The organism is Mycolicibacterium sp. XJ879, from assembly GCF_053483935.1.
Map to the genome: position 1 here is coordinate 558,291 of NZ_JBEFTH010000001.1, position 20,711 is coordinate 579,001.

The window sequence follows — 20,711 nt, forward strand, 5'->3', positions numbered from 1 at the left end:
CAGCGCGCCGAAATCACCTGTTAGCGCAGTGGTAGGCCGGTGACCGCGCGGCCGATCACCAGGCGCTGAATTTCGCTGGTGCCCTCGAAGATCGTGAAGATCTTCGCGTCGCGGTGCATCCGCTCGACCGGATACTCGCGGGTGTAGCCGTTGCCGCCGAGGATCTGGATCGCCTCGTCGGTGACATAGACCGCGGTTTCGCTGGCGACGAGTTTGGCCATCGACCCCTCGGCGCTGTCGAACGACTTGCCGTTGCGGGCCATCCACCCGGCGCGCCACACCAGAAGACGCGCGGCGTCGATACGGGCCTTCATATCGGCCAATTTAAAGGCGATGGCTTGAAATTCGGCGATCTTGCGGCCGAACTGCTCGCGTTGCAGGGCGTAGTCCAGCGCGTACTCGTAGGCGGCGCGCGCGACGCCGACGGCCATCGCTCCGACCGTGGGCCGGGTGCGTTCGAACGTGGCCAGCGCCGCCTGGCTCTTGGCGCTCTTGCCCTCGCGGATGTGCGCGATGCGCTCCTCGAACTTCTCGCGTCCGCCGACGATCAGGCGACCGGGGATGCGGACGTCCTCGAGCACCACCTCGGCGGTGTGCGACGCCCGGATGCCGTGCTTGAGGAACTTCTGGCCCTGCCGGAACCCTGGGGTGTCGGGAGGGATGATGAAGGTGGCCTGTCCGCGGGTGCCCAGTTCGGGGTACACCGAGGCCACAACGACGTGCACCTCGGCGATGCCGCCGTTGGTGGCCCAGGTCTTGGTGCCGTTGAGCACCCACTCGTCGGTGGCCTCGTCGTAGCGGGCACGGGTCAGGATGGCGCCGACGTCGGACCCGGCGCCGGGTTCCGACGAACAGAACGCGGCGACCTTGGGCTCGTTGACCGTGCCGAACATCTGCGGCACCCATTCACCGACCTGCTCGGGGGTGCCGTTGGCGGCCAGTGAGGCCGCCGCCAGGCCGGTGCCCAGGATGGCCAGCGCGATTCCGGCGTCGCCCCAGAACATCTCCTCGAACGCGGTCAGCATCCCCAGCCCGGACGGCTCGGCCGACTGCTCGGCGAAGAACTCCATGGAGTAGATGCCGACCTTGGCGGCCTCCTGGATGATCGGCCACGGCGTCTCTTCCCGCTCGTCCCATTCGGCGGCGGCGGGTCGGATCACGTCGGCGGCAAAGTCATGCACCCAGTCCCGGACGTGGATGAGATCGGGAGAAAGTTCCAACGAGAACGACATGGCCGGTATCTTACTGCGGAGTAAGTTCGATGTGAAATTGTGCCGTCAAACCAGCACGGGCAGCAGCAATCGCGATGAGGACCGAACCGTATTGAGGCTGCTGGTGCCGACGCTGGCATGCCGGAAGTTCATGATCGCCGGCGCCTGCGGGTCCTGGTCGTCACTGGTCAAGACGATGCGTATGCGGTGCCCGCGGCCGAAGCGACGTGCGTTGGGCACCAACGGGATTCGGTACTCGACATCCTGTCCGACGGGCACCGCGACGGCGTCGGTGCACGGCAGCACGGGCGCCCCGTCACGGCTTGCCGCGTCGTCGACCGTCCGTAGGCTCGCGCGCAGCCATCCGGCGGTCACGTCGGTGACTTCGCCGTCGGGCGCGACGTCCTGCAACGTGGCCAGCCATGCGGTGTCCGACGCTGTGGCAGTCGCGGTCAGGCGCAACTCGATGTCGCCGACGACGTCGAGCGCGGCCGGCAGGGGAGCAGTGGCCCACGTCAGCGCGGACGGCGGATCGATCGTGCTGGGCCTGGCGCGGTTGAGGCCGGCGCCCAGCGCCAGGTAGTCGCGTGCGCCGGGTTCGCCGTCATCCTCGGACAGTGCGCCGTCGGCGCGCAGGGCAAACGCACGATAGGTGACGGGCGGTGGCCACGACTCGGCGGTGTGCCAGCCGTCGGCGCCGGGCAGCACGTAGCGGACTGGCGGGCCGTCCATGATCCCGGTGTCGGCGCCCTTGAGCCAGTGGTCGTACCAGGCCAGCGCCTCGTGGTGCAGGCTCTCCCACGGCCAGGTAAGACCGAACTGGCCCAGCATGCCCATGCGCACATCAGCGTTGTCCGCCAACGCGTTCCACGCGGTGAACGTCGAAGGCAGATGCAGGGGAACATTCTCCCAGTCGCAGCCCAGATACACCGGGATGTCGACGTCCTTGAGTAGCGGCAGCAGATTGCGCTCCTGCCACCACTGGTCGCGGTGCGGATGTTTGACGACGACGTGGAGGAACAGGTCGTCCCACGGGTGCGGGCTGTGCGGCAGCTTGAGCAGCTGGCGCATCATCGTGACCGCCGACTCGCCGTTCATCGTGGCGAACCTGCGGTGCAGGCGGGGGTTGGCCAGGATCCGGCGCGCCAGCGCGATCACCGGGTTGCGCCGCCAGAACGCGTCGCTGCGGTCAGACGTGAGCCCCATCATCGACAGGAACGGGGTGATGAACGACGTGCTGGCCAACCCGTGGTGTGAGGCGCCCTCGTACAGATCGGCCGTCGCGGCGACCGGGAAGATCGCCTTGAGGTGCGGTGGCCGCTCGACCGCCGCCTCCAACTGCGTCATCGCGAAGTAGCTGATGCCGATCATGCCGACGTTGCCGTCACACCACGGCTGCGCGGCCGCCCACTCGACGAGGTCGAACATGTCGCGGCGTTCCTGCGGGTCGAAGAACCCGAACGTTCCACCGGACCCGCCCGTCCCGCGGACGTTGGCGATCACGTGGACATAGCCGCGCGGCACCCAGAAGTCCGTCGCACCCGCTTCGATGAACCCGGCCGGCGCCCCGAGGTTCTGCATCTGGCGGGGGTAGGGCGACGCCGCGACCAGCGCCGGATACCTGCCCTTCTCGGCGGGGCGGTGGACGTCGGCGAGCAGCGTGACGCCGTCGCGCATCAACACGGCGACGTTGGCGTCGCGCCGGATCCCGAACTGCGGCCGGCTCAAGTTGCGGTAGGTGCGGCCGGTGGTTTGCGGACCGTTGAGGACGCGTTCCGATGCGGGCATAGTTTCACGCTACGATGAAACTAGTCTCAACGCAACGTGAAATACGAGCTAGAATCGGTACATGTCGAAGAAGCCGGCGGCTCCGGGTCCGCGCGATGAACGCGGCGTGCTGGCGGCGCGGATCCTGGCCGCGGCGCGCGAAGCGTTCGCTGAGACCGGCTGGGCGGGCACGACGATCAGGTCGGTGGCGCGCGCGGCCGACGTCGATCCCGCGCTGGTCTACCACTACTTCAAATCCAAGGAGGGGTTGCTCGACGCGGCGACAAATCCGCCGCAGGGGTGGCTGGACGACGTCGCCAGAGCGTGGACCACGCCGGTGGACCAACTCGGCGCCGCGTTGCTGCGTCTGATGCTGGGCGCCTGGGCCGACGAGGAGGTCGGTCCGGTGCTGCGGTCGGTGCTGCAGACCGCAGCGCACGATCAGGGCACCCGCGAAAAGCTGCGGGGGATCGTCGAAAGCAGCCTGATCGGCGTAGCGCAGCTGGGCGTCGACGATCGCGACCGCAAGGTGCGCAGCGGCCTGATCTCGTCGCAGATCATGGGATTGGCGATGATGCGCTACATCTGGAAAATTGAGCCGATCGCGTCGATGAGCCCGGAGGAGATCGTCGTTGCGGTTGCGCCCAATCTGCAGCATTACATTTCCGGACCCATCCGCTCGCCGTCGGTTATCGCATCGATGCACGTAGACTCGTCGGCCGGACGTTGAGTACGACTTTTTAGAGAGCGAGTACCACCTGAATGAGCGGCCATTCCAAGTGGGCCACCACCAAGCACAAGAAGGCCATCGTCGACGCCCGCCGCGGCAAGATGTTCGCCAAGCTGATCAAGAACGTCGAGGTGGCCGCGCGCGTCGGTGGTGGCGACCCGGCCGGCAACCCCACGCTGTATGACGCCATTCAGAAGGCCAAGAAGAACTCGGTGCCCAACGACAACATCGAGCGCGCGCGTCGCCGCGGCGCCGGTGAGGAAGCCGGCGGCGCGGAGTACCAGAACATCACCTACGAGGGCTACGGCCCCAACGGCGTCGCTGTGTTGGTCGAGTGCCTGACCGACAACCGCAACCGCGCGGCCGGCGACGTGCGGGTGGCGATGACGCGCAACGGCGGCAACATGGCCGATCCCGGTTCGGTGGCCTATCTGTTCTCCCGCAAGGGCGTGGTGACGCTAGACAAGGACGGGCTCAGCGAAGACGACGTACTGACCGCGGTGCTCGAGGCCGGCGCCGAAGAGGTCAACGATCTCGGCGACAGCTTCCAGGTGATCTCCGAGCCCAGCGATCTGGTGGCGGTGCGCACCGCGTTGCAGGACGCCGGCATCGACTACGACTCGGCCGAGGCGGGTTTCGAGCCGTCGGTGACCGTGCCCGTCGACCTCGAGGGTGCGCGCAAGATCATGAAGTTGGTCGACGCGCTCGAGGACCTCGACGACGTGCAGGACGTCTACACCAACATCGACATCCCCGACGACGTCGCGGCCCAACTCGACGACGAGGACTAGCTGCGCGTTTTCCCCGCCGCATAGCCCCAACCCCGCCGCGATCGACGTTTTGGCGCGGTCTACTCGTACTTTCCGGCCCGGCTGTCCCTTTCGGTGAGCAAGAAGGTGGCCAGCGCGGCGGCGGTGGCTTCGGGGTTGTCGAGCATGACGAGCACGTAGGCGTCGTCGACATATCGCAACTGCGCCTTCGGTAACAGCGCGGCCAGCCGCTCGCCGTGCGCGACGGGCATGACGGGGTTGCGGCTCCACAGCACCAGGGCGTCGCCGTCAAAGTCCGCGAGCCGGTTGGTCGCACGGATCAACTCCCGGTCGTCGAACTTGGTGCGGCAGTACTTCAGCAGATCGCGCCGAATGCGCTTGTCGGCCAGGGCGGCATTGGTCCAGTTCTCGGCAATATTCTGGGGCACAGGCTTTTTCGTCATCTGGCCGAGCATGAAGAACTGCCGTCGCAGCCAGCCGATCCTGAGCTGGCGCTGCGCCAGTGCCACCGTGCCGGTGGTGCGGCTGGCCAGCCAGACCATCTTGCCCGGAAAGCCCGGCGGAAAGTTGTCGAACGCCTCCGACGGGCAGATCACCAGCCGCGCCACGCGTTTGTCGCGGCCCATGTCGGTGAGAAACAGCGGCCCACCCCAGTCGCTGACCACGAGTGTGACGTCGGCGAGGTCGAGGGCGTCGAGGAAGTCCGCGACGATGTTGACCATTCCAGGCATCGTCAGGTCGGCGTCGTCGCGCATCGGGACGCGGTGCCCACCCAGCGGCAGCACCGGCAGCAGGTAACGAAATCCCCGCGGCAGAAGCGGCAGCGCCAAATCCCACTGCGTGTCGTTGAACAACACCCCGTGCAGCAGCACCACCGGCGGGCCGTCCGGATCGCCCTCCTGCCGGTACTCGATGGTGCCTGCGGTGACGTCGACGGAGCTCATGGCGGCCTCTTCTGATTAGAACGTTGATTCTAGAACGTATACTCTAGTCTGTAGGAAGGGGGCGAGAATGGCAAGGTCCACCCGGGAGGCGATTCTGACGGCGGCCGCCGAGCTGATGCGCCGCAAGGGCTACGGCGCGGTCGGCATGAAGGACATCGCCGAGGCCGCGGGTGCGCCCATCGGCTCGCTGTACCACCATTTCCGCGGCGGCAAGGTGCAGATCGCCCGGGAGGCGCTGATCAATGCCGGGGCCGCCTACGCGCTGCTCATCCCGTCGATCGTCGACGAGCACACCGACCTCGGGGAGGCGATCGAGGCCGTCTACACGCAGGCCGCCGAGCACATGGCGGGCACCGGTTTTGCCAACATGTGCCCGGTCGGCACCGTCGCCGCCGAGGTCGCCGACACGGTCGAGGAGCTCCGCGCCACGTCAGCCTCGGTGTTTGACGCGTGGATCGACGGCGGCACCGCCTACTTCGTCGGGCGGGGTCTGGACGCACCGCAGGCCCGCGGCGTGACGCTGGCCCTGGTGGGCGCGTTGGAAGGCGCGTTCATCCTCGCGCGCACGCTGCGCAGCACCGAACCGCTGCTGGCGGCGGGGCGCGCACTGGCCCCGCAGTACCGCGGCACGCCACTGCGGCCGTTGGACCGCGCGGAGGCGCGCTCGTAGCGGCCCGGCCCCGAGCGTGTCTGCCCGAGAGTGTCGGGTTCTCCCGTTAAGCTCTCGAACGGGTGTTCACAGAAGGAGCGGCCGTGCGGGTGATGGGTGTCGACCCCGGGTTGACGCGCTGTGGCCTCTCGGTCATCGAGAGCGGTACGGGCCGGCAGGTCATCGCGCTGGATGTGGACGTGGTACGCACCCCGTCGGATCAGGCTCTGCACCACCGACTACTCGTCATCAGCGACGCTGTTGAACACTGGATGGACACCCACCACCCTGATGTCATCGCGATCGAGCGGGTGTTCTCCCAGCACAACGTGTCGACCGTGATGGGCACCGCGCAGGCCGGCGGCGTCATCGCGCTGGCCGCGGCCAAACGCGACATCGACGTGCACTTCCACACGCCCAGCGAGGTCAAGGCCGCGGTCACCGGCAACGGTAACGCTGATAAGGCGCAGGTCACCGCGATGGTCACCAGAATCCTTGCGCTGCAGACCAAGCCGACGCCCGCCGATGCCGCCGACGCGTTGGCGCTGGCGATCTGTCACTGCTGGCGCGCCCCGATGATCGCGCGGATGGCCGCCGCAGAGGCGCTGGCCGCCGAGCAGAAGCGCAAGTACCAGGCGAAGTTGAAGACCCAGCAGGCCAGAGTGAAAGCAGCACGATGATCGCATCCATACGCGGCGAGGTTCTCGACGTCGCGCTCGACCACGTCGTCATCGAGGCGGCCGGGGTGGGTTACAAGGTGATGGCGACACCGTCCGCGCTGGCCACGTTGCGCCGCGGCAGCGAGGCCCGGCTGATCACCGCGATGATCGTGCGTGAGGACTCGATGACGCTGTACGGCTTTCCCGACGGCAATGCGCGCGACCTGTTTCTCACGCTGCTCGGGGTCTCCGGTATCGGGCCGAGCATCGCGCTGGGTGCGCTGGCCATGTACGACGGCCCCACCCTGCGCCAGGCCATCGCCGAAAGCGACATCACGGCGCTGACGCGAATCCCCAAGGTGGGCAAGAAAACCGCCGAACTCATGGTGCTCAGCCTGCGCGACAAGATGGGCGCGGTCACCCCGTCGGGTGACACCGCGCTCAACGGGCACTCGGTGCGCGGCCCGGTGGTGGAAGCCCTTGTCGGCCTTGGCTTTGCGGCCAAACAGGCCGAGGAGGCCACCGACAAGGTGCTGGCCAACGACCCCGAGGCCACCCAGTCGACCGCGCTGCGGGCGGCGCTGTCCATGTTGGGTAAGAAGTGAGCCGCTTCGACGACCCCGAGCAGGATCCCGACGACCGCGAGGTGTCGCCGGCGCTGACCGTCGGAGAAGGCGACATCGACGCCAGCCTGCGACCACGCTCCCTCGGCGAGTTCATCGGCCAACCCCGGGTGCGTGAACAGCTTCAGTTGGTCATCGAGGGCGCCAAGAACCGCGGCGGCACACCCGATCACATCCTGCTGTCGGGTCCGCCCGGACTGGGTAAGACGTCGCTGGCGATGATCATCGCCGCCGAACTCGGGTCGTCGCTGCGGGTCACCTCCGGGCCCGCGCTGGAACGCGCGGGCGACCTGGCCGCGATGCTGTCCAACCTCGTCGAGCACGACGTGTTGTTCATTGACGAGATCCACCGCATCGCCCGCCCGGCCGAGGAAATGCTGTATCTGGCGATGGAAGACTTCCGCGTCGACGTGGTCGTCGGGAAAGGCCCTGGGGCGACGTCCATTCCGTTGGAGGTCGCGCCGTTCACGCTCGTCGGCGCCACCACCCGCTCCGGTGCGCTGACCGGGCCGCTGCGCGACCGGTTCGGCTTCACCGCGCACATGGACTTCTACGAGCCGGCCGAGCTCGAACTGGTGCTCAAGCGTTCCGCGGGCATCCTGGGCATCGAACTGGGCGCCGACGCCGGGACCGAGATCGCCCGCCGCTCCCGCGGCACCCCGCGCATCGCCAACCGGCTGCTGCGCCGGGTCCGCGACTACGCCGAGGTGCGAGCCGACGGCATCATCACCAGGGATATCGCCAAGGCGGCGCTGGAGGTCTACGACGTTGACGAGCTCGGCCTGGACCGACTCGACCGGGCCGTACTGTCCGCGTTGACAAGGAGTTTCGGCGGTGGCCCGGTCGGGGTGTCCACGCTGGCCGTCGCGGTCGGGGAGGAGGCCGCCACGGTCGAGGAGGTGTGCGAGCCGTTTCTGGTACGCGCCGGGATGATCGCGCGCACGCCGCGGGGCCGGGTGGCCACCGCGGCGGCGTGGACGCACCTGGGCATAACCCCACCCAGTGGCGTCAACGGCTTGGGCCAGCCCGGCCTATTCGAATAGCGGGAGTTCTTCGATGGGAAGCGGAACCATCCGGGTCGGCGGGCTGTGCGGTATCGCGTCAGCGGCGGCGATCGTGCCCGCCTACCTCGTCGGTTCTCCGGAAACGCCCGACGATCCCGGCCGCGTGCAGACCTACTTCGGCAGCGCCGCATCGTTTCTCACCGCCAACGGCACCCTGCCGCTGCTGCACGTCATATTCGGCATGTTGTTCCTGGGGGTGCTGACCGCGACGCTACGGTCGGCCGCCGGGCCCACCGGGGCGGTGTACACCGCGATCATCGGCGGCACGGTGTTCCTCGCATTGATGGCCGCGGGCCTGGCCGCCGAGGTGGCGGTGCCAGCGGCGATCGTGCAATTCGACGACGTGACCGTGACGGAGTTCGCGCAGCCGTTCCTCGGGCTGTCGATATGGCTGTACCACTACAGCCAACTAGGCGCAGCCGCAATGGTTTTCGCGACCGCCTACGTCGTCTGGCGAACCGCCGTGCTGCCGAAATGGTCAGCGGTGTTCGCCGTGCTCGGCGTGCCTGCGCTGCTGCACACCTGGATCGGGCTGCCCGCCGCCTACACCACCGCCGCGTGGATCGCGCTGACGGGCGTGTTCATGCTGGCCCTGCCGCCGGTCGTGCGAGTGGAAAGCGTGGGGGTGTGATGCTCTGGTGCTGTTGGGCGTCGCCGTCACGCTGTAGCGTCGCTGTGTGAGGCGAATCCAGGCTGCGCTGCTGGCGGTTCTCGTCGTTGCCGGGTGCGCTCACAGCTCCGCCGATCCCGTCCCGTCGGGCTCAGTCGGCATCGGCGACCACCGGTCGCTGTATCTGGACTGCCAGGGCGCCGGTACGCCGACGGTGTTCGTCATCCCCGGCAAGGGCAGCTACGCAGAAGCGTGGAACTATATTGTGCCACAGGATGATCCGATCCGGCGGTCACCGTACGACATCATCACACAGGCCCAACTGGTGCCCAGTACCGGCGCGGTGCAGCCGAGCGTCGCAAAGGTGAGCCGGACATGTGTCTATGACCGGCCGAACACCCGGCCCGATGGTGCCGACCGGTCGACCGACGTGGCGCAACCTCATACCGTCCAACAGGACGTCGATGACGTGCTCGCCCTGCTCGGGGCGGCACAGTTGCCGGGGCCGTTCGTGTTCGTCGCGCATTCCTACGGCGGCCTCGTGCTCGACCTGCTGGCGAGGACACACCCGCAGTTGGTGGCGGGCATCGTGATGGTCGACGCGGTGTCGGAGTTCCTGCCCTCCCTCGGCACCCCCGCGCAGAACGCCGCATTCGAACGCGACATCATGGCGCCGGCCGAACCCGGCGGAGAGGGCATATTGGGCGGCGACGCGTTCGCCCGAATCGAGTCCGCGCCGCCGCTGCCGCGCGTTCCGGCGATCGTGCTGAGCGCCGGTAAGTTCGTGCCGCCCGAGACGCTCACACCCGACAACTACACGCTGGCCCAAATCCACCAAGCCAACACCAAATTGGCCGAGGCGCTCGGCACCACCAACGTCATCGCTGCCGGCAGCGGCCACAACCTGATGCTCTACGAGCCGAAGTTCGTCGCCGACAACATCATCGGCGTCGTCGACCGGGTCCGCGCCGGTGCGTGACCCGGGCGGGACACCGAAGTCAGCGAATCGCGGGCAGCGCCGTGTGCAAGGCGGCGCGTCCGGCGAGCACCTCGACCGCGGCCGTGGCATCCGGCACGGCGATCAGCAGATCGCGGGTGGCCGTCAGCGCCTCGGGTGACGGTTCGACGCCGCCGACCGCCGGTGGCGAGGTCGAGCAGATGCACGGTGGCTTCCATCAGCGCGTCCCAGCGATGACCCCGGCCGTCGTGCTGCATACCGCCCAACGTGGTAATGCCCGGTTACCGGGCCCAGCGCGTGGGTATTCAGCCAGGGACCACCAAGGAGGCATCATGACCGAGACGCGTGTACCGACCAAAGGCGGCCGTTTGCACATGCCCCGCAGTCGGGGCGCGGCAAGCGGGTTGCTGTTGATTCTGTTAGGCGCGTGGGGTGCGCTGATTCCGTTCATCGGGCCGCTGTTCAACTTCGCGTTCAGCCCTGACCAGGCCTGGACTTGGACCACCGGACGCGGCTGGCTGCAGGTGCTACCCGGTGTGGTCACCGTGATCGGCGGTCTGCTGTTGCTAGTGTCGCGCAACCGTGCCACAGCCATGCTCGGCGGCTGGCTTGCCGTCGCGGGTGGTGCCTGGTTCGTGATCGGCCGCGCCTTGGCCGGTCCATTGGCCATCGGCGACGCCGGCGTGCCCGTCGCGGCCACGGAGGCCAAGCGGGTGGCGTTGGAGCTGACCTACTTCTACGGCCTGGGTGCGCTGATCGTGTTCCTGGGTGCCGCCGCGCTGGGCCGCATCTCGGTGCGCAGCGTGCGCGACGTCGAATGGGCGGACCACCATTCGACGACGGCTGCCGCCGTCGCCGCGCCCACCACCACGGACCGCGTCGACACCACGGACCGCGTCGACGAGCCCGCGCCGGCCACGGCGGATCAGCACACCGAGGTCATCGGGCCCACCGCGGACACCGCGCAACCACGCAAGCGGGGTCTGATGGACCGGTTCCGCTCGCGCGGCCACCGTGGCGGGCACCTCGCGCACCGGTAATCGACTCTCGGAAAACGCGACAGCGGCGCAAAGTGCCCACGGGCGCTTTGCGCCGTTTCGTGTGCGGGTGACGTGGATCGCAGCGCCGCTCTGGATGGGACGAGGTTCACCCGCCTCATGTGATCTGCGTGACGGTGACCCGGATATCCGGAAGATAGCCTGCCTATCTAAAGGTTATACCGATAGTTCTAGTCGCGTTTTCCAAGGAGTCCACCTATGCCTGACAGGCCTGGCGTCACCAGTTCTGTTGTTGCACGCCAGAATTCGGCTACCGCGCTGTGCGAGGCGTTCGGCTTTCCCGAAGAGGACTGGCCGATGTTCGCCCGCTGGGCTTCGGCTCCGATGGCGCCGCGAGATGAAGAAGCCCTCTTCCAGTACGTCGATGTAAAGATCGCCGAGCGGTGCTGGAAGCCCACCGACGACCTGTTGTCGGAGCTGATCGACTTCGAGGCCGACGGCGTGGAACTCACCGCCGAGGAGATCTACCGCTTCGTCGCCACCCTGATGGCCGACGGCGTCTTCTAAGAACCCGCGATTTGTGGAGCCGCACCCGCGTTCAGCGCGGCTCCCGCTCCGCAAGCCGTCACAAGATCAGCCCGAAGCCACCGATTCGGCCATAAAACAGGGGGCCGGGCGACGGCATCACTGCCTGTATGCGGGATCGGGAACGGATTTCGTCGTACCGGGGAGGGCGACAGGTGCGTCCATCGGCGTCACCCGGCACAATGGCACACTGGTCACTTACGAGGCGCTTTGGCCTGCCGTCTGCGCGCCGTGACCACAAGACCTACACGAAAGACAGTTACCTTCATGGACCTCGTCATCTTCCTGCCTCTGCTCATCGTGCTGGGCGCGTTCATGTTCTTCGCGTCGCGGCGCCAGAAGAAGGCGATGCAGGCCACCATCGACCTGCACAATTCGCTCCAAATCGGGGACCGGATCCACACCACGTCGGGTCTGCAGGGCACCATCACCGCGATCTCCGACGACACCATCGACCTGGAGATCGCCCCCGGCGTCGTCACAACCTGGATGAAGCTGGCCGTACGCGACCGCATCGAGGACGACCTCGACGACGACTACGAGGACACCGACAGCGCCTCCGAGCTCACCGAGAGCCCCAACAACAAAGACTGACAACTGAGGACTCAGCAAGAGCACGTACGCTCTGCGGTGCTGACGAACTGACCTCTAGGAGACCCTGAAACGTGGCATCGTCTTCGGCGCCGGTGCACCCCTACCGCTATCTGACGCTTTTTCTGGCGTTGCTCATCGGCGCCTTCTCCCTTGTCTTCCTGACGGGGGACAAACAGGCTCAGCCGAAACTCGGCATCGACCTGCAGGGCGGCACCCGGGTGACCCTTACCGCGCGCACACCCGACGGCTCACCGCCGACCCGCGAGGCGCTCAACCAAGCCCAGCAGATCATCAACGACCGCGTCAACGGTCTTGGCGTCTCGGGCTCTGAGGTCATCATCGACGGCAACAACCTGGTCATCACCGTGCCGGGCAGCGACACCAGCGACGCGCGCAACCTCGGCCAGACCGCCAGGCTCTACATCCGTCCGGTCATCCACGCCATTCCCGCGATGGAGCAGCCGCCGGCGGGAGCGCCCGAGGGCTCGCCGTTCGGTATGCCCGGCGCGCCGGGAGCGCCCCCCGGCGCACCCGGAATGCCCGGGACCCCGCCGATCGCGCCGGCTGAACCGGGCGCTCCGGCGGCGCCCGCGCCCGAGGGGGAGGGGCAGGCACCCGCGCCACAGCCGCGCCCGTACCCGCAGGAACCGCCGGCTCAACCTGCGCCGACGCCGACGCCCAGCCCGGCGCCCAGCCCAGCGCCACCGGCGCCGTCACCCAGCCCGACGCCGACCTCCCCGGAGGACGTGCCCCTGGAGCAGCGCATCGCCGATGAGAAGCAGCTACGGCAGAGCAACGACCAGCAGATCCAGATTCTGGCGCTGCAGTTCCAGGCCACCCGCTGCGATGAAGACGATGTGCTGGCCGGCCACGACGACCCGAACCTGCCGCTGATCACCTGTTCCACCGACGGCGACGAGGTCTACCTGCTGGCGCCGTCGATCATCAACGGTGAGCAGATCGAGAACGCCGACTCGGGCCTGGACCAGCAGCGCGGCGAATACGTCGTCGATCTGCAGTTCAAGAGCGAAGCCTCCAGGACCTGGGCCGACTTCACTGCCGCCAACGTCGGCACGCAGACCGCGTTCGTGCTCGACACCAAGGTGGTCAGCGCACCGGCGATCCAGGAGGCGATTCCGGGCGGCCGCACCCAGATCACCGGTCAGTTCAACCAGCAATCGGCGCGCGAACTGGCCAACGTCCTGAAATACGGTTCGTTGCCGCTGTCGTTTGAGTCCTCAGAAGCCGAAACGGTCTCGGCCACACTGGGATTGTCCTCGCTGCGGGCAGGTCTGATCGCCGGCGCGGTCGGGTTGGCGGCGGTGTTGCTGTACTCGCTGCTGTTCTACCGACTGCTGGGAGTTCTGGTAGCGCTGTCGCTGGTCGCTTCCGGCGCAATGGTTTACGCGATACTGGTGCTGCTCGGCCGGTGGATCGGTTACACGCTGGACCTCGCAGGCATCGCGGGTCTGGTCATCGGTATCGGTATGACGGCCGACTCGTTCGTGGTGTTCTTTGAACGCATCAAAGATGAGATACGCGAAGGCCGTTCGTTCCGGTCCGCAGTACCACGCGGTTGGGCCAGGGCCCGCAAGACGATTGTGTCCGGAAACGCCGTGACGCTGCTGGCCGCGGTGGTGTTGTACATCCTGGCGGTCGGACAGGTGAAGGGGTTCGCGTTCACCCTGGGCCTGACGACGGTGCTCGACGTCACCGTCGTCTTCCTGGTGACCTGGCCGCTGGTGTACCTGGCGTCGAAGTCGACGACGTTCGCCAAGCCGGCGTTCAACGGCCTCGGTGCAGTGCAGCAGATCGCCCGGGAACGACGAGTGGCGGCGCACGCGACGGGACGGGACTGACATATGGCCGCTAAGCATTCACCCGAATCGGCCGCCGTGGAGGCGCCGAGCCTGGAATCCGGGACGCCGAAGCACAACTTCTTCGTCCGCCTCTACACCGGCACCGGCGCGTTCGAGGTCGTCGGCAGGCGCAAGCTGTGGTTCACGATCAGCGGCGTCATCGTCGCGGTGTGCATCGCCAGCATGCTGTTGCGCGGGTTCACGCTGGGCATCGACTTCGAGGGCGGCACCAAGGTCGCCGTCCCCGCGGCGACCGAGACGGGCACCATCTCGGTGCAGCAGGTCGAAAACGTGTTCACCGAGACGCTGGACAAGGTCCCCGAATCCGTGGTCCTCGTCGGCAGCGGCGGATCGGCCACCGTGCAGATCCGCTCCGAGCACCTCACCAACGAGGAGACCGAAGAACTGCGCACCGCGCTGTTCGACGCCTTCAAACCGCTCAATGCCGACGGCGTTCCGAGCAGGCTGGCCATCAGCGATTCGGCGGTCTCGGAAACCTGGGGCGGTCAGATCACCCAGAAGGCGCTGATCGCCTTGGTGGTGTTCATCGTTCTGGCGACCATCTACATCACCGTGCGCTACGAGCGCTACATGTCAATCGCGGCGATGGCCGCGCTCGCATTCGACCTCATCGTCACCGCGGGCGTGTACTCGATCGTCGGGTTCGAGGTGACCCCGGCGATGGTGATCGGCCTGCTGACGATCCTGGGCTTCTCGCTCTACGACACCGTCATCGTGTTCGACAAGGTCGAGGAGAACACCCACGGTTTCGAACACACCACCCGGCGCACCTTCGCCGAACAGGCCAACCTGGCCGTCAACCAGACCTTCATGCGGTCGATCAACACCAGCGTGATCTCGGTGCTGCCGATCGTGGCGCTGATGGTGATCGCGGTGTGGCTGCTGGGCGTCGGCACGTTGATGGACCTGGCGCTGGTGCAGCTGGTCGGTGTGATCGTCGGAACCTATTCGTCGATCTTCTTCGCCACCCCGCTGCTGGTGACCATGCGTGAGCGCACCGAGCTGGTGCGCAACCACACCCGCCGGGTGATGAACCGCCGCAAAGGCGTCGAGGCCAAGGCCGCCGCCGCCAATACCGACACCGACACCGACAGCGGCACCGAGGAGCAGCCGGAGACCGTCGCGGCGGCATCGGTGGCCACCAGCACCCCCGCACCGGACAAGCCGGCACCGGGCGCCCGTCCGGTACGGCCGACAAGCAGCCGAACGGGGCGACCGTCGGGTAAGCGCAACACGCGGCGGCGGTAGCCGGAGATGACTGGCCGGTGCCGGCGCGGTGGTGTCCTGGCGGCTGTGCTGTTGCTGGCCGCGGGATTGGCGTCGTGTTCGCGCAGCCCCGCCGACAGCGTCGACTACGCCGTCGACGGACCGTTGACCACGTTCAACACCAACACCGTCGAGGGGGCCGCGTCGGCGGCTCCGCAGGCCTTCGCCCGTGTACTGACCGGCTTCAGCTATCACGGACCGGACGGCCAGATCGTCGGCGATCAGGACTTCGGCTCGGTTTCCGTGGTCGGACGCAGCCCGCTGCTGCTCGACTACGAGATCAACGCCGATGCGGTCTACTCCGACGGAAAGCCCGTCACCTGCGACGACATGGTGCTGGCGTGGGCGTCGCAGTCCGGGCGCTTTCCAGGCTTCGACGCGGCCAGCCGCGCCGGCTACAGCGACATCGCCGGTGTCGAGTGCACACCCGGGCAGAAGAAGGCCCGGGTGTCGTTCGTTCCGGAGCGCGGGTTCGTCGACTACGGCCAGTTGTTCAGCGCGACGTCGATGATGCCGTCGCACGTCATCGCCGACGTGCTCGGCCTGCCGGACGGCGGGGTGGCCACCGCGATCGCCGACAACGACGGACCGACGATCGAACGCATCGCGCAGGTCTGGAACAGCACCTGGGAGCTCACCCCCGATCTGGACCTCAAGAAGTTCCCCTCATCGGGTCCGTACAAGCTCGACTCGGTGACCGAGGACGGCGCCGTCGTGCTCGTCGCCAACGAGAAGTGGTGGGGCGCAACGCCGGTCACCAAGAAAGTCACCGTGCATCCTCATCCCGACGCGATGCAGGACCGGGTCAACGAAGGCGCCTACGACGTCGTCGACATCGCGACCGGGTCATCGGGCACGCTGAACCCGCCCGACGACTATGTGCGCACCGAGTCGCCGTCGGCGTCGATCGAGCAGCTGATCTTCGCCCCCGAGGGCCCGCTGGCCGCCACCCCGGCACGCCGAGCCCTGGCCCATTGCACCCCGCGCGACGCGATCGCCCGCAACGCCGGGGTGCCCATCATCAACGCGCGGCTCAACCCGGCCACCGAAGACGCCTACAGCGCCGTCGAAGGCGCCGCCGAGGGCAGCGGGTTCGTCGCCGCCAATCCCGACGCCGCGCGCGCCGCGATCGACGGCCAACCGCTGACCGTGCGCATCGGCTACCTGAGCCCGAACCCGCGGCTGGCCGCGGCGGTCGGCGCCATCGCCCAGGCATGTGCGCCGGCGGGCATCACGGTGCAGGACGTCGCTACAGAGACGACGGGACCGATGACATTGCGCAACAACGAAATCGACGTGCTGATCGCCACCACCGGAGGGGCGCCGGGCAGCGGGTCGAGCGGATCGTCTGCCGTGGACGCCTACGCCCTGCATTCGGCCAACGGCAACAACCTGTCGCGTTACGCCAACCCGCGCGTCGACGAGATCATCGCGACGCTGGCGGTGACGGCCGACCCCAAGGAAGCCGCCCGGCTACTCGGTGAGGGCGGAGCCATCCTGTGGGGAGACATGCCCACCCTTCCGCTGTACCGGCAGCAGCGCACCGTGTTGACGTCGAACAAGATGTTCGCCGTGGAGAGCAATCCCACGCGCTGGGGTGCGGGGTGGAATATGGACCGTTGGACGCTGTCGCGATGACCGAATCCGGTGTCCAGGACGTCTCGGCGCTGATCGCGTCGATGTTGCGCGAGGTGCCCGACTTCCCCGAGGAGGGCATCCAGTTCAAGGATCTGACGCCGCTGCTGGCCGACGCGCACGGCCTTGCGGTGGTCACCGATGCGCTGGCCCAGCTGGCGGGCGGCGTCGAACTGGTGGCCGGGATCGACGCACGTGGCTTCCTGCTGGCGGCGGCGGTCGCGATCCGGCTGGGCACCGGGGTGCTGGCGGTGCGCAAGGGCGGCAAGCTTCCGCCGCCGGTGTGCAGCGAAACCTATGCGCTGGAGTACGGCACGGCGGTGCTGGAGATCCCCGCCGAGGGCATCGAGCTCACCGGCCGTTCGGTGTTCATCATCGACGATGTGCTGGCCACCGGAGGAACCGCGGCCGCGACGGTGAAACTGCTGCAACATGCGGGTGCGACGGTGACCGGCGCCGCGATGGTGCTCGAACTGACGGCGCTCGACGGCCGCGCCGCGCTGCCGGGACTCACGGTGACGTCCCTGCACACCGTGTGAACGATATCCTCGAAGTCTGGACGTTCTCGCCGGACAGGAGGTGACGATGGCTTCCAGCGGAGATCCTTCCCGCACGGGTCAGGCTGTGCAGTCGCCTCCCGAGGCGGAGTCGCCCGAAACCCAGCCGATGGAGGTGCCCAAGACCGACACCTCCAAGACGGCGACCAGCGCGTCGCGGCGGGTGCGGGCCCGGCTGGCCCGCCGGATGACGGCACAGCGCAGCGCCGTCAACCCGGTACTCGAACCGCTGGTCGCGGTGCACAAGGAGTTCTACCCGAAGGCCAACCTGCAGTTGCTGCAGCGGGCCTACGCGGTGGCCGAGGAGCGCCACGCCGACCAGATGCGCCGCTCCGGTGACCCCTACATCACCCACCCGTTGGCGGTGGCCAACATCCTGGCCGAACTCGGCATGGATACCACCACGCTGATCGCCGCGCTGCTGCACGACACCGTCGAGGACACCGGTTACACGCTGGCGGCGTTGACCGAGGAGTTCGGCACCGAGGTGGGCCACCTCGTCGACGGCGTCACCAAGCTGGACCAGGTCGCGCTGGGCACAGCGGCCGAGGGCGAAACCATCCGCAAGATGATCATCGCGATGGCCCGCGATGCGCGCGTCTTGGTCATCAAGGTCGCCGACCGGCTGCACAACATGCGGACCATGCGTTTCCTGCCACCGGAGAAACAGGCCCGCAAGGCCCGCGAAACGCTGGAAGTCATTGCGCCGCTGGCTCATCGACTCGGTATGGCCACGGTCAAGTGGGAGCTCGAGGACCTGTCGTTCGCGATCCTGCATCCCAAGAAGTATGACGAGATCGTGCGGCTGGTCGCCGACCGTGCGCCGTCGCGCGACACCTATCTGGCCAAGGTGCGCGACGAGATCATCGCCACGCTCAACGCCTCGAAGATCAACGCGGTGGTGGAGGGCCGGCCCAAGCACTATTGGTCGATTTACCAAAAGATGATCGTCAAGGGCCGCGACTTCGACGACATCCACGACCTGGTCGGGGTGCGGATCCTGTGCGACGAGATCCGCGACTGTTACGCCGCGCTCGGCGTAGTGCACTCGTTGTGGCAGCCGATGGCCGGCCGGTTCAAGGACTACATCGCCCAGCCGCGCTACGGGGTGTATCAGTCGCTGCACACCACCGTCGTCGGCTCCGAAGGCAAGCCGCTGGAAATCCAGATCCGCACCCACGACATGCACAAGACCGCCGAGTGGGGGATCGCCGCGCACTGGCGCTACAAGGAGTCCAAGGGCCGCAACGGTGTCCCGCATCCGCACGCCGCCGCCGAGATCGACGACATGGCGTGGATGCGCCAACTGCTCGACTGGCAGCGGGAGGCCGCCGATCCCGGCGAGTTCCTCGAGTCGCTGCGCTACGACCTCGCCGTACAAGAGATCTTCGTGTTCACCCCGAAGGGCGACGTGATCACGCTGCCGACGGGGTCGACGCCGGTGGACTTCGCCTACGCCGTGCACACCGAAGTCGGCCACCGCTGTATCGGCGCGCGGGTCAACGGCCGGCTGGTCGCACTGGAACGCAAACTCGAAAACGGGGAAGTCGTCGAGGTTTTCACGTCCAAGGCACCCAACGCCGGGCCGTCACGCGACTGGCAGACGTTCGTGGTGTCGCCGCGCGCGAAGGCCAAGATCCGGCAGTGGTTCGCCAAGGAGCGACGCGAGGAGGCGCTGGAGGCCGGGAAGGACGCGATCGCGCGGGAGGTACGCCGAGGCGGACTTCCGTTGCAGCGCTTGGTCAGTGCCGAGTCGATGTCCGGTCTGGCCAGAGATCTGCGATACGCCGACGTGTCGGCGCTGTACACCGCGATCGGCGAGGGCCACGTGTCGGCACGTCACATCGTGCAGCGGCTGCTGGCCCAGTTCGGCGGCGACGAGGAAGCCGTCGACGAACTCGCCGAGCGGTCCACCCCGGCCACCATGCCGGTGCGCCAGCGCAGTTCCGAGGACGTCGGTGTTTCGGTGCCCGGCGCGCCGGGCGTGTTGACCAAGCTGGCCAAGTGCTGCACACCGGTGCCCGGTGACAACATCATGGGTTTCGTCACCCGCGGCGGCGGGGTCAGCGTGCACCGCACCGACTGCACAAACGCCGCATCGCTGCAACAACAGTCCGAACGCATCATCGAGGTGCTGTGGGCGCCGTCGCCGTCGTCGGTGTTTCTGGTCGCTATCCAGGTCGAGGCGCTGGACCGCCACCGGCTGTTGTCGGATGTGACCCGGGTGCTCGCCGACGAGAAGGTCAACATCCTGTCGGCGTCGGTGACGACCTCCAACGATCGAGTGGCGATCAGCCGGTTCACCTTCGAGATGGGCGACCCAAAACATCTGGGGCACGTGCTCAACGTGGTGCGCAACGTCGAGGGCGTCTACGACGTCTACCGGGTGACCTCGGCGGCCTAGTTTCTTGCCCGCTCGGCACGGTCTGGTTCGCGCCTAACGCCGCTCCAGCACCGCTTTGAGAAACGCGCGGGTGCGGTCGTTTTCCGGGTCGGTGAACAACTTGTCCGGCGGCGCGTCCTCCACGATGCGGCCGTGATCGAGCATGATCACCCGATCGGAGACGTCGCGGGCGAAGTCCATCTCATGCGTCACACACAAAAATGTGATGTCGGTGGTGGCGGCGATGTCTCGCAGCAGCGCCAGAACGCCTGCTACCAGTTCGGGGTCCAGCGCCGAGGTGACCTCGTCGAGCAGCAGCACGTCGGGCTGCATGGCCAGCGCGCGGGCGATGGCCACCCGCTGCTGCTGGCCACCGGACAGTTGGTAGGGCCGTGCGCTGACCCTGTCGGCCAGCCCGACCATCTCCAGCAGTTCCCGGGCCCTGTCCTCGGCCTCGGCGCGCGACAAACCGAGCGAGCGGATTGGCGCCTCGGTGATGTTCTCCAGCACCCGCATATTGGGAAACAGGTTGAACTGTTGAAACACCATGCCGATGCGTTTGCGTACCTGCCGCTGGTGCTTCTCGTCGGCCGGCACCTCATTGCCGCGGCGGGTCATGTGGGTCAGACACTGCCCGCCGACGACGATGCGTCCCGACGTGACGCGCTCCAACGTCATCAGCAGCCGAAGGATCGTCGTCTTGCCCGAACCGCTGGGCCCGATGAGCGCGACGAACTGACTGTGCGGCACCGAAAAACTCAGGTGGTCGATCACGGCGGCGTCGCTGGTGTCGCCGAAGCGCTTCACGACGTCGTCGAAGCGGATCAT

The 20,711-nt window shown here is 67.4% G+C and carries 20 protein-coding genes; 16 read left to right on the plus strand and 4 right to left on the minus strand.

The annotated features are described in order from the left end of the window. Positions 1-20 precede the first annotated feature (20 nt). Positions 21-1,232, minus strand: coding sequence for an acyl-CoA dehydrogenase family protein (locus ABQF13_RS02895; protein WP_448391172.1), 1,212 nt, complete (start codon positions 1,230-1,232; stop codon positions 21-23). Between the two features lie 45 nt (positions 1,233-1,277). Continuing rightward, a complete protein-coding gene (locus tag ABQF13_RS02900; RefSeq protein WP_448391173.1) occupies positions 1,278-2,999 on the minus strand; it encodes a CocE/NonD family hydrolase in 1,722 nt (573 codons plus the stop codon). A 61-nt stretch (positions 3,000-3,060) separates the two neighbouring features. On the opposite strand from ABQF13_RS02900, the gene ABQF13_RS02905 reads away from it, so the two are divergent. Both ABQF13_RS02905 and ABQF13_RS02910 read left to right on the plus strand, forming a co-directional pair. After that, the gene (locus ABQF13_RS02905; RefSeq protein ID WP_448391174.1) at positions 3,061-3,708 is read left to right on the plus strand and encodes a TetR/AcrR family transcriptional regulator; all 648 of its coding nucleotides are present in this window, start codon (positions 3,061-3,063) and stop codon (positions 3,706-3,708) included. A 32-nt stretch (positions 3,709-3,740) separates the two neighbouring features. Next, complete coding sequence (locus tag ABQF13_RS02910; protein WP_448391176.1) at positions 3,741-4,499, plus strand: YebC/PmpR family DNA-binding transcriptional regulator; 759 nt, start codon at positions 3,741-3,743, stop codon at positions 4,497-4,499. A gap of 59 nt (positions 4,500-4,558) precedes the next feature. Here the strand turns inward: ABQF13_RS02910 and ABQF13_RS02915 are convergent, their stop codons facing one another. Further along, a complete protein-coding gene (locus ABQF13_RS02915) occupies positions 4,559-5,422 on the minus strand; it encodes an alpha/beta fold hydrolase (RefSeq protein ID WP_448391177.1) in 864 nt (287 codons plus the stop codon). Between the two features lie 67 nt (positions 5,423-5,489). On the opposite strand from ABQF13_RS02915, the gene ABQF13_RS02920 reads away from it, so the two are divergent. The 14 genes from ABQF13_RS02920 (at position 5,490) to ABQF13_RS02985 (ending at position 19,904) form a co-directional block, all read left to right on the plus strand. Then, positions 5,490-6,092, plus strand: coding sequence for a TetR/AcrR family transcriptional regulator (locus tag ABQF13_RS02920; RefSeq protein WP_448391178.1), 603 nt, complete (start codon positions 5,490-5,492; stop codon positions 6,090-6,092). Positions 6,093-6,175: 83 nt separating this feature from the next. Next, complete coding sequence (gene ruvC / locus ABQF13_RS02925; protein WP_448391387.1) at positions 6,176-6,751, plus strand: crossover junction endodeoxyribonuclease RuvC; 576 nt, start codon at positions 6,176-6,178, stop codon at positions 6,749-6,751. After that, positions 6,748-7,335 carry a Holliday junction branch migration protein RuvA gene (gene ruvA, locus ABQF13_RS02930; protein WP_448391179.1) on the plus strand — a complete coding sequence of 196 codons (588 nt, stop codon included), beginning with the start codon at positions 6,748-6,750 and terminating at the stop codon, positions 7,333-7,335. The genes ruvC and ruvA overlap by 4 nt, the downstream gene beginning before the upstream one ends. After that, positions 7,332-8,396 carry a Holliday junction branch migration DNA helicase RuvB gene (gene ruvB, locus ABQF13_RS02935; protein ID WP_448391180.1) on the plus strand — a complete coding sequence of 355 codons (1,065 nt, stop codon included), beginning with the start codon at positions 7,332-7,334 and terminating at the stop codon, positions 8,394-8,396. The genes ruvA and ruvB overlap by 4 nt, the downstream gene beginning before the upstream one ends. 13 nt (positions 8,397-8,409) lie before the next feature. Next, positions 8,410-9,048: a hypothetical protein gene (locus ABQF13_RS02940; protein WP_448391181.1), complete on the plus strand. Its 639-nt coding sequence runs from the start codon at positions 8,410-8,412 to the stop codon at positions 9,046-9,048. Positions 9,049-9,094: 46 nt separating this feature from the next. Next, positions 9,095-10,006, plus strand: coding sequence for an alpha/beta fold hydrolase (locus tag ABQF13_RS02945; protein ID WP_448391182.1), 912 nt, complete (start codon positions 9,095-9,097; stop codon positions 10,004-10,006). A 311-nt stretch (positions 10,007-10,317) separates the two neighbouring features. After that, positions 10,318-11,025 (plus strand): hypothetical protein, encoded by a 708-nt coding sequence (locus tag ABQF13_RS02950; RefSeq protein WP_448391183.1) that lies wholly within the window; start codon positions 10,318-10,320, stop codon positions 11,023-11,025. Between the two features lie 216 nt (positions 11,026-11,241). Continuing rightward, the gene (locus ABQF13_RS02955; RefSeq protein ID WP_448391184.1) at positions 11,242-11,550 is read left to right on the plus strand and encodes a cytochrome P450 family protein; all 309 of its coding nucleotides are present in this window, start codon (positions 11,242-11,244) and stop codon (positions 11,548-11,550) included. A gap of 285 nt (positions 11,551-11,835) precedes the next feature. Further along, positions 11,836-12,162: a preprotein translocase subunit YajC gene (gene yajC, locus ABQF13_RS02960; RefSeq protein ID WP_448391186.1), complete on the plus strand. Its 327-nt coding sequence runs from the start codon at positions 11,836-11,838 to the stop codon at positions 12,160-12,162. Positions 12,163-12,233: 71 nt separating this feature from the next. Continuing rightward, entirely contained in the window at positions 12,234-14,021 is a 1,788-nt protein-coding gene (gene secD / locus ABQF13_RS02965) for a protein translocase subunit SecD (protein WP_448391187.1), read from the plus strand. 3 nt (positions 14,022-14,024) lie between these two features. Further along, positions 14,025-15,290, plus strand: a complete 1,266-nt coding sequence (gene secF, locus ABQF13_RS02970; protein WP_448391188.1) for a protein translocase subunit SecF — start codon at positions 14,025-14,027, stop codon at positions 15,288-15,290. A gap of 6 nt (positions 15,291-15,296) precedes the next feature. After that, complete coding sequence (locus tag ABQF13_RS02975) at positions 15,297-16,946, plus strand: ABC transporter substrate-binding protein (RefSeq protein ID WP_448391190.1); 1,650 nt, start codon at positions 15,297-15,299, stop codon at positions 16,944-16,946. Continuing rightward, complete coding sequence (locus tag ABQF13_RS02980; RefSeq protein ID WP_448391191.1) at positions 16,943-17,482, plus strand: adenine phosphoribosyltransferase; 540 nt, start codon at positions 16,943-16,945, stop codon at positions 17,480-17,482. The genes ABQF13_RS02975 and ABQF13_RS02980 overlap by 4 nt, the downstream gene beginning before the upstream one ends. A 46-nt stretch (positions 17,483-17,528) precedes the next feature. Then, entirely contained in the window at positions 17,529-19,904 is a 2,376-nt protein-coding gene (locus tag ABQF13_RS02985) for a RelA/SpoT family protein (RefSeq protein WP_448391192.1), read from the plus strand. A gap of 33 nt (positions 19,905-19,937) precedes the next feature. Here ABQF13_RS02985 and ehuA read toward each other — a convergent pair whose 3' ends face one another. Next, positions 19,938-20,711 (minus strand): ectoine/hydroxyectoine ABC transporter ATP-binding protein EhuA, encoded by a 774-nt coding sequence (ehuA, locus tag ABQF13_RS02990; RefSeq protein WP_448391388.1) that lies wholly within the window; start codon positions 20,709-20,711, stop codon positions 19,938-19,940.